At 38.7% G+C, this 13545-nt stretch carries 9 protein-coding genes; 6 read left to right on the forward strand and 3 right to left on the reverse strand.

Annotation, left to right across the window (positions count from 1 at the left end; genetic code table 11):
- The first annotated feature begins 99 nt into the window (after positions 1–99).
- The 4 genes from FVQ77_15810 to FVQ77_15825 all read left to right on the forward strand — a co-directional run bounded on the left by FVQ77_15810 (position 100) and on the right by FVQ77_15825 (position 7921).
- Positions 100–2706, forward strand: coding sequence for a choice-of-anchor B family protein (locus tag FVQ77_15810; protein MBW8051766.1), 2607 nt, complete (start codon positions 100–102; stop codon positions 2704–2706).
- A 237-nt stretch (positions 2707–2943) separates the two neighbouring features.
- Entirely contained in the window at positions 2944–4614 is a 1671-nt protein-coding gene (locus tag FVQ77_15815; GenBank protein ID MBW8051767.1) for a glycosyltransferase family 2 protein, read from the forward strand.
- 49 nt (positions 4615–4663) lie between these two features.
- Positions 4664–4864 carry a hypothetical protein gene (locus tag FVQ77_15820; protein ID MBW8051768.1) on the forward strand — a complete coding sequence of 67 codons (201 nt, stop codon included), beginning with the start codon at positions 4664–4666 and terminating at the stop codon, positions 4862–4864.
- 537 nt (positions 4865–5401) lie between these two features.
- A complete protein-coding gene (locus FVQ77_15825) occupies positions 5402–7921 on the forward strand; it encodes a BamA/TamA family outer membrane protein (protein ID MBW8051769.1) in 2520 nt (839 codons plus the stop codon).
- A gap of 44 nt (positions 7922–7965) precedes the next feature.
- On the opposite strand, the gene FVQ77_15830 is transcribed toward FVQ77_15825, so the two are convergent.
- From FVQ77_15830 to FVQ77_15840, 3 genes are all read right to left on the reverse strand, one after another.
- A complete protein-coding gene (locus FVQ77_15830; protein MBW8051770.1) occupies positions 7966–8331 on the reverse strand; it encodes a type II toxin-antitoxin system VapC family toxin in 366 nt (121 codons plus the stop codon).
- A 16-nt stretch (positions 8332–8347) separates the two neighbouring features.
- Positions 8348–8590, reverse strand: a complete 243-nt coding sequence (locus tag FVQ77_15835; GenBank protein MBW8051771.1) for a hypothetical protein — start codon at positions 8588–8590, stop codon at positions 8348–8350.
- Between the two features lie 413 nt (positions 8591–9003).
- Positions 9004–11211, reverse strand: a complete 2208-nt coding sequence (locus FVQ77_15840; GenBank protein ID MBW8051772.1) for a tungsten formylmethanofuran dehydrogenase — start codon at positions 11209–11211, stop codon at positions 9004–9006.
- Between the two features lie 99 nt (positions 11212–11310).
- Between FVQ77_15840 and hemF the strand changes: the two genes are divergently transcribed.
- Both hemF and FVQ77_15850 read left to right on the forward strand, forming a co-directional pair.
- A complete protein-coding gene (hemF, locus tag FVQ77_15845; GenBank protein MBW8051773.1) occupies positions 11311–12507 on the forward strand; it encodes an oxygen-dependent coproporphyrinogen oxidase in 1197 nt (398 codons plus the stop codon).
- A 258-nt stretch (positions 12508–12765) separates the two neighbouring features.
- A complete protein-coding gene (locus tag FVQ77_15850) occupies positions 12766–13401 on the forward strand; it encodes a phosphatase PAP2 family protein (protein ID MBW8051774.1) in 636 nt (211 codons plus the stop codon).
- Positions 13402–13545: the final 144 nt, after the last annotated feature.

Genomic DNA, 13545 nt, shown 5'->3' on the forward strand with positions numbered 1-13545 from the left:
CAAACTATTGAACTAATGAACTAAAACTAACAACCAAATAACTAAAACTAAAAACCAAAAACCATGAACTAAAATTTAATTTAAGTTACTTTTACTATTATGAAATCATTAATCTGTTTAATCTGTCTGATCTGTGTAAATGTAATCAGTATTTCAGCACAAAAAAATATGTCACTGCTGGGCAATACAACTTACATAGACAACTTGAATGATATTTGGGGTTATGTAGATAGCGCCGGTATTGAATACGCCCTGGTTGGCCTGAACAGCGGTGTCTCCGTAGTAGATGTTTCTACAGATCCCGCCAACCCCACCGAAGTGTTTTTTGCCCCTGGCGCAAATTCTACATGGAGGGATCTTAAAACCTGGGGAGATTATGCCTACATTACCAATGAATCATCAGGGGGGTTGATGATCATTGACTTGAGCACTTTGCCTTCGAACCCAAATCTAACTGTAACGAATTATACAGGTGGCGGCTTGTCTTCAGCACATAACATTTTTATAGATGAAAATGGTTTTGCTTATTTATTTGGATCTAATATTGGTTTAGGCGGTGCTTTGATCCTGGACCTAAGCAGCCCCACAGCGCCTGTACAGGTGGGGAATTTTAACCTATTCAACTTACACGATGGAATGGTAAGAGGCGATACATTATGGGGCGCTGCTGTAAATATGGGTTATTTTGCTGCAATTAATGTATCTAATAAAGCTGCCCCTTTCGTATTGGCAACTCAAAATACACCTAATAATTTTACTCATAACTGCTGGATCTCTGATGACAATAACACTTTGTTTACTACCGATGAACAAAGCAGCGCTTTTATCGGTTCTTATGATGTATCCAACCTGGCAAACATTACCATACTTGATAGTATCCAATCCAATCCGGGTTCGGGTGTCATTCCTCATAATACCCACGTTATTGGCGATTTTCTTGTTACCTCTTACTACAAGGATGGCGTCAATATCATTGACGTAAGCCGCCCGGACAATATGATTGAAGTAGGTTTTTATGATACTTATACACAGGGAGCAGGAAATGATTTTTTTGGGTGCTGGGGAGTTTACCCCTGGCTGCCATCGGGCAATATCATTGCTTCAGATATTAATAATGGTTTGTTTGTACTTGGGGCAAATTATGTTTACGGATGTTATCTCAAAGGGATCGTTACTGATAGTTTGACAGGTGATTCATTAAACAACGCACTTGCGGAGATCATCTCAACCACTGAGACTGCCCTTTCCGATGTGAATGGCCTCTACAACGCAGGCATTGCTGATAGCGGCACTTATGACGTACAGTTTTCAAAACCCGGATATATTTCTAAAATTATATCCGGAGTTTCATTAACCAATGGTGTTGTAACTGTTTTAAATGCCCAGTTGAAAAGTATGGCTCCCTTTACAGTTACAGGACAAGTTATTGAATTTGGTACAGGCAATCCAGTTCCCAATGCAGGTGTATTAATTGAAAACATTGATTTTCAATACAATGTTACCACCGATTCTTCCGGTAATTTTACCATACCCAATTTTTTCCAGGGGAATAATTATGAAGCTACAGCAGGGAAGTGGGGATATATCACGAATTGCCTGGTAAATCAAGCTTTTACACAAATTAATAATACCGTATTGATAGAGCTTGACAAAGGTATATATGACGATTTTACCTTCAATTTCAACTGGACAGTTACAGGTATGGCTGCCACCGGTATCTGGGAAAGAGGCAAGCCGGTTGGAACCGACTACATCGGAACCGGTGATGCAAACCCGGGAGTAGATGTTTCACAAGATTGTTCTGGTTTTGCTTATGTTACAGGCAATGGCGGTGTGAGCGCGCCTTTTGATGATGTTGATGATGGCAATACCGTCTTAACATCTCCTGTATTTGATTTATCATCCAACACTTGCTCTTTTTTGAATTATTACAGATGGTTTTTTAATGACGGAGGAGCCGGCTTTCCCAATGATACATTGCACGTTAAAATAACAAATGGCACAACAACCGTAACCATTGAGAGTGTAGATGCTTCTTCAGCGGGTAATTCGTCCTGGGTATTTCGATCTTTGAAAGTTTCTGATTATATAACTCCAACAGCTACTATGCGGGTAATATTTGAGACATCAGATTTGCCCGGAAGTGGTCACTTAGTTGAGGCCGGTGTGGATAAATTTGAGATCATAAGTTCTGATATTACTCTGGCAGGAAACTTGTTAAAAACAGACGAATCATTTCCCGGAGCAAATGATGGTACGGCTTCAGTGTTAATGAGTGGCGGTACTCCACCTTATACCTACTCCTGGGATCCAGGGGGACAAACAACCCCTTCTATCAGTGGCCTCCCATCTAATGTATATACTGTAACTGTCACTGATGTTAATGGATGTATTTTTATTGATAGCATTTTTGTAAATGTTTTGGTTGGTATTGATGAGCTTGTTAATAGAAATGCTACTATGAGGGTGTATCCCAATCCATTTAATGAATCTACTCAAATTGAGTACAAATTGAGCAACCCGGTCTTCTCTCATACAAAAATGGTCATTACGGACATATTGGGAAAAACTGTGTTTGAAATAGCGCTAAACAACGCTCAGGGTATCATCAATTTTAATGAGCCATTAGTCAATGGGACATATTTTATTAATATCATTAATGGAGACGGGTTCATTAAACCGATAAAGTTGGTAAAGATGGATTAGATGGACGATGTTTGATATCCAACATCTCACCCTGCGGGTGACCCCGACTTTGTCGGGGTAATATCTAATGTTAAATTGCATAAATAATCTATATAATTAAATTTAAGTCCAAAGCCCCAAGTCCCAAATTCCAAGTCTCAAATTCCAAGTAAAAAGTGAAAATATGGAGGCAGTTTTTTTCATTTTACTTTTTACTTTTTACTTTTTACTTGGAATTTCCAAAATCCATCTTCCATTATGTCGAATTCTTATCTGCAAAGGCATAAATTCTGTGAACCTCAAATTGCCGAACCTCCCTCTGAGAAACTGGGCATTGTAATAGTGATCCCCTGTTTTTATGAACCTGGCCTCACCAAAGCGCTTCAATCATTATATAATTGTGACAGGCCCTGCTGTGATGTTGAAGTAATCATAGTGGTTAATTCCCCGGAAGACAGCCCTAAAGATGTCTTAGAACAAAACATACGCACCATCCGGGAAGCAAATGCATGGATATTAAAACATATTGACAAAAAGCTCAGGTTCCATATCCTTCACTTTCCGGAATTACCACCCAAACATGCAGGCGTTGGACTGGCCAGGAAAATTGGCATGGACGAAGCTGTCAGTCGTTTAGAGCAGAGCCCCGCCAAATGGCGGGGCCATGCGCTAATTATCGTAAACTTTGACGCAGATTGCCTCTGCGAAAAGAATTATCTGAAAAGCATTGAATCTCATTTTAAAAATAACCCCCAAACACCTGCCTGCTCCATCTATTACGAACATCCTCTTGATAATTTAGAATCCGGTAGCGACTTAGTAGGAATTACAAAGTATGAACTATTTCTCCGCTATTACGTCATCGCATTGCGGTATAGCGGCTTTCCATACGCATACTATACGATCGGTTCCTGTATGGCTGTAAGATCTGATGTATATCAAAAACAGGGGGGTATGAACCGCAGACAAGCCGGGGAGGACTTTTATTTTCTGCAAAAGATAATCCAATTGGGAAATTTTACCGAATTAACAGCCACAACCGTTTATCCTTCTTCAAGACGTTCAACGCGTGTTCCTTTTGGAACCGGTAAAGCAATATCGGGCAGGATGTCGGCCAGCCCCCCTCTAACTCCAAGCCCACCTGAATCGGAGAAACGGGGAATTGGAGAAACGGAGAGAAAGAAAACGAAGCAATTCACCGATTCACCGATTCACCCATTCACCGATTCGGTAAGGAATAATGGCGGGGGGGGATTTAGGGGGGCTGTTAGCGGGGCTGTGAATTTAGGGGGAGATTATTATACATACGACCCAAAAATATTTGATGATTTGAAGATCTTCTTTTCAAAAATACCCCTGCTCTATCAAATGGTTCAGGTTTACCCCGTGAAATTCTGCGCAGCAGAACATTTCACCGGGGAAGGGAAACGGACAGGTAAATTTGGTGAGGGCGATGTCCAGAGGACATCGAGCCAGCATTACGGGATGGAAAGGGGGGCTGGCAAAAGCGATGGCAAAGTCCCCCCTTCGGGGAGGACGATGTCCAGTGGACATCGGGCCAGCATTGCGGGAGGCAGGGGGGCTGTGGATTTTTTAGATAAGCTGCCGCCATCGATCAGCGCTTTCCTGAAAAAAAATAACTTTATTGAACACCTCAGCGAAATACAGACAAACACCGTTTCTGAAAAAACTTTCATTGTACGTTTCTACAGGTGGTTCAACGGATTGAAGGTTTTACAGTTTGTCCACTTTGCCAGGGATAATTTTTATGATAATATACCCGTAGAGGATGCAGCCATTACTTTACTAAGATCATTAAATTATTTGCGTGGTAATGAAAGCAAAATATCAGCGAAGGATCTATTGTTTTACTTCCGCGATATGGACAAAAACAACATAGGAAAAAGAAAGCAATTGATGAAATTTTAAATCAGTAAAACCAACCACCTTGTGTCTATTAGACCAAATTTTATCAATTATGAACTTACAATATATTTCTGATGACAAGGGCGAAAAAAATGCAGTGATTATTCCTATTAAGCAATGGGAAATCATTGAAAAAAAGTTAGGAAAGCAAGGTATTATTGACGATCTAAAAGAGGCGTTTGAAGAAGTTAAGTTAATTAGAGAAGGTAAAATAAAACCTCAATCATTAAAACAACTTCTAAATGAGCTTTGAGATAATTTCTACCCCAACGAAATTAAAGAGCTTTTAGCGGATATCGGATTTCATACTTAAAACCTGCTAATTTGGAACGTTATTCATTTACAAAACTTATCTTTTTAACCAATTGCAGCAAGAGGTTCGCATTAGATTTATTATCAATATTAACAATTAACTGTTCCACAGAATTAAATTTTAGTCAAATATACGAAATAACTTACTTATGGGCATCTCTAAAAACTACATATTTTTTTAAAACACACCCCTTGCCCCTCTTGATAGAGGGGAATGTATGGTGTAGTTTTTAGAGATGCCCTTATATGTCGTAAACAATGTAAGGCACATTCAACCTTGAAGTACAACTAAATTTTTCGTAAAGCTAAAACAAAAAAATCTGATTAAATAGTTTTAAATCCCATTTTTAGCATAATTTTTATATCTGAAAAGCCTCTTTTTGATAATTTCAATAACTTTACACGCTCTAACATATTATTATTCTCGTAATATATTACAAGACTGCAAACAAAATTGATTTTTCGCTTAACCACAATATTGACATTAAATAAATTTGCCACACCTGCCCGCGCCATGCCCCGCCTGTTGGCGGGGCTATGCGCTATTGCTCTATTCCCGGGCTGCGTAAACACGAAGCACCTGAAAGAGCATGAATATTTATTGTATAAACAATCCATCAAAGGCAACAAAGATATTGACATTGAAAGTCTTGAAATTTTTTTAAGGCAAAAACCAAATCATAAAATATTAGGCTGGACAGCATATTTAAATCTTTATTATTACGGCACAAAAATTTATGATACTACAGCGATCAAAGAAGTGAATGAAAAAGTAAATAGCAAATACGAAAAGAAGCTTGCCCTTACCCCGGATACGCTGGGGAAGGATCAAAAAAAACGCGAACAATCACCTGCCCGCCACGCAAAAGCTCTTAGGACAGCAGGCGGGAAAGTTGACAAACTCAATAAAAAGCATAAGAAAAAAACAGATAAATTAAACCTAAAATTACAAGCAGGTAATTGGCTCATGCGGTCAGTAGGTGAACCCCCGGTAGTGTTTGACTCAGCATCGGCAGATGAATCTGTTAAGCATATAAGGCTATACCTCAAATCAGTGGGTTATTTCCAGGGCAATGCGATATATAGCGTTAAAACCAAGCGAAAAAAAATAAAGCTTACCTATCATATCACAGAAAATACCCCGCATTATTTAGCAGCAATTACTTACCACACCAACGATTCTATCATCGAGAGCATAATTACAAGTGATATTAAAAACTCATTATTAAAAACAGGTGATAATTATGATGAAGAAAAACTTTCATCAGAGAGAGCACGAATTGAAAAATTGATAAAAAATAACGGCTATTTTAGCTTTAGCCGCCAATATGTATTCTTTGAAATTGACACTTCTGATGGGGTAAAGGTTAAGGTATTGATAAAAGATCCCCCAAAAGGGCAGAAACATAAAGTTTTTACATTAGATGAAGTAAATTTTACTACAATCGAAAATCCCTCTGAAAAGACGGGACAAATCCGATCAGATACTTTAACCTATAACAACATACATTACAAGGTTTCAAGAGACCTCTTCTCAAAAAAGATACTAAATAACAAAATAAAAATTTACCCGGGTGAAAAATACAGCCTGTACAACACCATCCAAACGCAAAGACAATTGGCTAATCTGGATATGTTTAAATTCATCAACATTAATTATGATACGACCAATAACCGGTTCGTTGCAAATATTTTTACCAGGCCCTTTGAAAAATACCAGATCACCGATGAATTGGGCGTGAGCGTAAATGTTGGCCAGGGCCAGGGTTTACCCGGCCCTTTTGGGTACATAACGTTTAAAGATAGAAATATATTCAACAACTATGAAATATTTGAAGCAACTATCCGTGGCGGTATAGAAGGGCAGGCAAGTATCTTAGACCCCGAACAGGTTTACAAAAGTTATGACCTGGGAGCCAATGTTTCACTCACTTTTCCGCAAATCCTGATACCAACAAAGATCAGGTATAAATTTCCTGAATTCAATCATAAAACAAGATTATCGCTGGGGTATAATTTTGTTGACCGGCAAGATTATAAGCGAACAAACCTGAAAACTACCATGAACTATATCTGGCAAAAAGGCGCTTTTAAATTAACAACAATATCACCTTTTGAATTAAGTCTTGTTAGAACACGGGATATAGATTCAACATTTCAGGCCTATTTAGTCGGTTTATCTAACAAAGGAAACAATCTTCAACTAAGTTTCGGACGATCCCTGGTGTCAAGCTTCAATGCTGCTTACCAGTTTAATAATAATGAATTTGGGGTTAATAAAAAGTCAAGATTTTTCAGGATATATGCTGAATCCGGAGGAACTGTATTCAATCTATTGGATAAGAGTTTTCTGGAAAAAAATGATTCCATATTTAATCTTAGATTTTTCCGGTATTTAAAACTTCAAACCGACCTAAGATACTATCGCCCAATTACATCAAAAAGCAGTGTTGCCATGAGGTTCAATGGAGGCATCGCCAGGCCATATGATAGAAAAAAGGTACTCCCTTATGAAAAATATTTTTTCACTGGCGGCAGCAGCAGCAACCGGGCATGGAAGCCAAGACGTTTGGGGCCCGGCTCATTTATCCCTTTACTTGATGGCAACCCTGATTACAGGTATCTTTTTGAACAGCCCGGAGAAATTATCCTGGAAACCAATTTTGAATACCGGTTTAATATAGCCGGCTTTATTGATGGCGCTTTATTCGTGGATGCTGGCAATGTGTGGACAATAGAAGAAGATAACTCAAGGCCTGGTTCCGAATTTGATATTGAAAGTTTTTACAAACAAATAGCAGTTGGAAGCGGCTTTGGCCTGAGATTCGATTTTGTATTTCTTATCATAAGATTAGATGTTGGCATAAAAACCTGGGATCCGGCAAGGCCTCCTGAGGAAAGATTAGCTATAAAAAAAATTAGTTTCAGAAAACCTGATGATGAACATAGAGAACGGGTTCAGCCAGTATTTAATATTGGGATTGGATACCCTTTCTGATGTAAAATGTCACATATTGCTATCATTTTTTCATGTTTTATTTGTCACCATATAGTTTTCACATATTTTGAAGCGATTATAACAGGATCATTAGTAATAAGTTTCGTGTTCAATATTTTAGCTGTACCTGCAATCAATCTGTCATGTAGTTCTTTAATATCCTTAATTTCAAAAGCAGTCGCAATAACTTTTTTATCCAAAGGATGTTCTTTAAAATAAGAGTATTTTTTTAAATGCTTTTCTACATCTTTTAAAGATGTTTTGATTTTTTTTCCTTCATATAAATAACTGATTTCAACCAAAACCATAGCAGGTATAATAATTTCACACCTTCCATTTTCTGCCTCAGTAAACACCTTCTTAACCTTTGAACTTATTTTACGTTTTTCAATATGTAAAACAAGCGCCATTGTGTCTGACACGTAACTATTCAATTGGATATTTTTTTTTATAATCAATAAATTCTTCTTCTAAATGAGTAGTTTCATAGTTGCTTACTGTCCTCATTTCATCGTTGAGCATTTCATATCTGATTTCTTCATCGAATGCTTTAGGATTAAGTGTTTTTTTCCTGATAAAGAATATATAATCAGCAATTTCTCTAAGGGTTTCGGCAGGTAAATTTTTTATACCATTAATGATTAATTCTTCAAAGTTTAATGCTCTCATCTTTTATTTCTAATATTAATTCTAAAGATAAATAATATATTTTGTTTTTATCGTTTGTTCTGCAAATTTACTAAAATTTTGTCAGTTTTCTGCTACAAAAATTATAGCTAAACGCTATATTTTAATTTTTTTCAGTATTGTCAAGTCATGGTTTTGGTATTTTAATCATATTGTGTATAGTTGTCTATGATTATATACAAGTGTTTTATTTATATTTTCAATAGCCAACTTTTCATTTTGCAATATTACACCTTCTTTTTTAAATTTGCCAACTTTTTCTAAATGAATAATCGGGCTGAATTTGAAACTACCTGCATCGTGCTGTTTTAATGTTTTTCATATCATTATCCAGTTCATCATCATTCCATGAAAGAAAGTCGGTTTCAATTTCTACTTTTTCTGCTTAAAAAACATCAATACTCCAATAACTCCTTGAGTACTACCCCCACTTTTTCTGCATTGGGCAGCATCGCTTGTTCCAAACCGCTATTTAGCGCCACGGCAGGTAGGTTTTCTGCGCCCAGCGTGTAGACTGGCGCATCTAATATTTCAAAACATTCTTTGGAAATTCTGCCGGCTAAAGATTCTGCAAAAGAGTTCATCAGGGGCTCTTCGGTTAAAACCAAGACTTTATTGTGGCGTTTCACAGATTCAACAACGGCCTGCCAATCGAGAGGATTTAATGTTCGAAGATCGAGAATTTCTATAGAACCGGGGAATTTTTTACTCGCATTCTTTGCCCAATGTACTCCCATACCGTAGGTAATAATAGTAGCAGTAGCAGTGGCAGTAGCAGTTTGAACGATATTGGCTTTCCCTAATGGTAAAATATAATCAGAATCAGGTTCAAGGGTTTTAGCATCTTCTGTTCCCGGTACTTTAGACCAGTACAAACCTTTATGTTCCAGCATTACCACCGGGTTAGGATCCAGGAAAGAGGCTTTCATCAACCCTTTCATATCCGCAGCATTGGATGGATAAACTACTTTGATGCCTCTTATGGTCAATAAAGTAGATTCAACGCTGCCGGAATGGTAAGGCCCCCCGCTTCCATAAGCGCCAATAGGTATCCTTATTAATGACTGTACCGGAAACTTCCCCATAGAGAGATAACATGATTTTGAGAGCTCTTCTACTAACTGGTTGATTCCGGGCCATATATAGTCAGCAAATTGGATCTCTACGATCGCTTTACATCCAACGGCAGACATGCCGGCAGTAGAACCAACGATATATGCTTCCTGGATGGGGGTGTTGAATACCCTGGCATCGCCATATTTTTTTGCTAAAGTAGCCGCTTCCCGGAAAACTCCGCCAAGCTCGCCTCCTACATCCTGGCCGTAAAACAATGCTTCCGGAAATTCTTTTAATAGTTCATCCACAGCATGCAATGCCGCATCTACCATTACTACCTTTTCCGCTCCCTTTGGCACCCTGTTACCTTTTTCTTTTGTTACGGGGGTTGGCACAAATTCATGTTCTGTTACAGTTTTGGGGTCAGGATCAGGGGCTTTTAATGCTTTTTCATATTCTTCAATAACATATTTTTTTGCTTCTTTTTCAATCTTGTTCAGTGAGCTTTCAGATTCTCCTTCTTCTAATAAGTGCCTCTTTAATTTTGGAATGGGGTCATTTTTCTGATGTTCGGCCAGGTCATCTCTATACCACTCTTTTCTAACACCCGAAGTATGGTGGCCTAATAGCGGGCATTTTGCATGAACCAAAACCGGGGACCGCTCCGTACGCACGAAATAGATCGCTTCTGCCAGGCCGATATAAGATTGAATAAAATCAGAACCATCTAACCGGATCCGTTCCATACCCTTGAAGCCCGCAGCAAACTCATAGGCATCCATAGCGCGTACTTCTTTGGCAGAAGCAGAAATATCCCACTGATTATCCTGTACTAAATAGAGGATGGGCAGCTTTTTAAGCACAGCCATCTGGAAAGCTTCAGAAATCTCACCTTCCGTAATAGCGCCATCGCCCAGGGAACATAAGACGATTGCGGATTGCGGATTGGAGATTACGGATTTAGAATTGTGGATTGGAGATTGCAAATCGGAAATCGGTAACACCCTCCTACCCTCTTTATTAGGAGGGAATCTGGAATCTGTCTTTTCATCTGTATAATCTTTCCGATAGCTATCGGAATAAATCTGCGTTTCTAAATTCTGTGATTCAAGGTAAGCAATACCATGCGCCATTCCTGTAGCAGGGATCACCTGCATGCCTGTAGCTGAACTTTGATGGGGGATGGTGGGAAAACCCTCTCTCTTAACTGACGGATGTGCATAATAAGTGCGCCCTCCGGAAAAAGGGTCATCCCGTTTAGCCATAAGCTGAAGCATTAATTGAAGTGGAGAAAAGCCCATTGCCAGCAAAACAGAATCATCCCTATAATATAAAGAAGCAAAATCAAGTGGTAATAACTGCAATCCTGCCGCCAGTTGGATCGCTTCGTGCCCTCTCGAAGTGGCGTGCACGTATTTGCTGCAGATCTCCTTATTTTCTTCGTATGTTTCTGCCATTGCCTTGGCAGTAAGCATTAACCTGTAAGCTTTTAGGAGTAGCGCTTTATTTATTTTTGATTTTGTTTTTAATTCTGTTTGTGCGTTCATATATTTCTATAAAAACGGTTCGCCAATATTACAATAAAAATTAATTAAAACAATATCTTTGAAAATTGGAATGTTGGAATAAGGGTTGGCTATCATCGGATGACTCTCTGGATTATGCGTTGGGGTCATCCGATGAATTTGCCGGTAAAGTTGATTATCCAACGGGGTAAACTAATAACGATCATCATGAATAAAGAATCAATAAGTAATTATTTTAAAAAATTACAAGACGATATTTGCATTGCCCTGCAATCAGCGGATGGCAAAGCCAAATTCAAGGAAGATCTCTGGCAAAGAGCAGGTGGCGGGGGTGGAAGAACAAGGATTATTCAAAATGGAAATGTAATAGAAAAAGGCGGGATTAATTTTTCATCAGTTTATGGAAGAACTCCAGATAAAGTTTTAAAATCTCTAAATTTTACCGATTCTACATTTTTTGCAACCGGAATATCTATCGTTATACATCCAATAAGCCCAATGGTTCCAATCATCCATATGAATCTAAGATATTTTGAGATGAGTGTTATTAGCCAGCACCCAGCGCCAAGTACCCAGAACCCAGTACCAAGCAAATGGTTTGGCGGGGGGATAGATCTTACCCCTGTTTATATTGATTTAGAAGACGCTAAATATTTTCACAGCAGGTTAAAAGAGACCTGTGAACAGTACTCCACCTCTTATTATCCTCAATTCAAAAAATGGGCAGACGACTATTTTTTCATAAAGCACCGGAATGAAACAAGAGGGATAGGAGGGATATTTTTTGACAGGCTCAGCCCCTCTAACAGCCCCCCTAACAGCCCCCCTAAATCCCCCCAAAGGGGGGACTTTCCCACCACACTTCCCAAAGGGAAAGGGGCTGGCAAAAGCGATGGAATAGTCCCCCCTTTGGGGAGGACGATGTCCAGTGGACATCGGGCCAGCATTGCGGGAGGCAGGGGGGCTGTGGATTTAGGGGAGACTGCTATTTTTGAATTTATTAAAGAGGTAGGAAACGCTTTTGACCCGATTTATACTTATTTAATGAAAAAAAATAAGGATATTGCTTATGGGGAACCAGAAAAAAGATGGCAGGCATTAAGGAGGAGCAGGTACGTTGAATTTAATCTCATCTATGATCTGGGTACAAAATTTGGGCTGGATACAGGGGGGAGAACAGAATCTATCTTAATGAGCATGCCGCCTCAGGCATCGTGGGAATATAACTTTAAACCGGGTAAAGGAAGTAAGGAAGAAATGACGCTGAGATTACTAAAAAAAGGGTTGGATTGGATAGAAGTAGCCCCGCCCTTTTGATTATTAGTACTAAATAGATATATATATGTATTACATTTACTTATTTAAAAAACGATTAAAAAACTCATTATTTTAATAATCAAAAGAGCGGGGTAGGCAGTTGACAACGACCAATAGCCGAGTGAAATGTTCTGCTGCGTAGAATTTCACGGGGTAAACAAATTACCAATGACTAATTTATTAGAAAAAATAGATACTCTTGACAAGCAGCTATTCCTTTTTTTAAATGGGAAACACAATCCAATCTGGGATACCATCATGGCTTATGTAACAAGTACAAATTTCTGGATCCCCCTTTATGTGCTGTTGCTGCTGTTTTTAATATGGAAGTATAAATACGATTTGCGATTTACAATTTACGTGCCTCTGCTACCTTGGGATGAAGACCGACCACTAAAGCTTTGGCAGTCAGGCATACCTAAGCAAAAGGAGCCAGGAAGCAATTTAGGGTTTTTAATTAAGGAAAGCTGGCTGATCATTCTTGCTATTATCCTGCTCATCACTGCTTCCGATCTATTTTCATCATCTTTGATCAAGCCCCTTGTGCAAAGATTACGTCCCTGCCACAATTTGGTTTTACATGACTTGGTTCACGTGGTTGTTGGCTGCGGAGGGCAATACGGTTTCTTTTCATCACACGCATCCAATACTTTTTCTTTGGCAGTCTTTCTTTGGTTAATTACGCGGAACACGTGGCGCATGGAGCTTGGTGCATGGAGCTATGCGCTATGCGCTATGCGCTATGCGCTTCTCCTGTGGGCTACACTCGTATCATATAGCAGGATATACGTTGGGGTACATTATCCGGGGGATATTATTACCGGCGCTCTTGTTGGCAGTTTGTTTGCTTATTTGTTTTTTAAGGTTTATTTAAAAATAAGCCGTTTACTATAATTATATTAGTCTTTTACCGAAATATTTAAAATTCAAGTTCGTTTTTTTAGATATTTGTTGGTGGCAGTAATACTATTTTTTTATCTCTTTGATAATTTCATTTATAGATATGGCATAAACTTCTGTTTTTACCATAGAGTCAGC

This window comes from Cytophagales bacterium (genome assembly GCA_019456305.1).
In the GTDB taxonomy this organism is placed as follows: Bacteria; Bacteroidota; Bacteroidia; order Cytophagales; family VRUD01; genus VRUD01.

Bases quoted from the DNA above. Each gene is read 5' to 3' on its own strand.
- FVQ77_15840 (MBW8051772.1), bottom strand. From the start codon at position 11,211: ATGAACGCACAAACAGAATTAAAAACAAAATCAAAAATAAATAAAGCG.
- FVQ77_15835 (MBW8051771.1), bottom strand. From the start codon at position 8,590: ATGAGAGCATTAAACTTTGAAGAATTAATCATTAATGGTATAAAAAAT.
- FVQ77_15810 (MBW8051766.1), top strand. From the start codon at position 100: ATGAAATCATTAATCTGTTTAATCTGTCTGATCTGTGTAAATGTAATC.
- FVQ77_15820 (MBW8051768.1), top strand. From the start codon at position 4,664: ATGAACTTACAATATATTTCTGATGACAAGGGCGAAAAAAATGCAGTG.
- FVQ77_15830 (MBW8051770.1), bottom strand. From the start codon at position 8,331: ATGGCGCTTGTTTTACATATTGAAAAACGTAAAATAAGTTCAAAGGTT.
- FVQ77_15850 (MBW8051774.1), top strand. From the start codon at position 12,766: ATGGCTTATGTAACAAGTACAAATTTCTGGATCCCCCTTTATGTGCTG.
- hemF (MBW8051773.1), top strand. From the start codon at position 11,311: ATGACTCTCTGGATTATGCGTTGGGGTCATCCGATGAATTTGCCGGTA.
- FVQ77_15815 (MBW8051767.1), top strand. From the start codon at position 2,944: ATGTCGAATTCTTATCTGCAAAGGCATAAATTCTGTGAACCTCAAATT.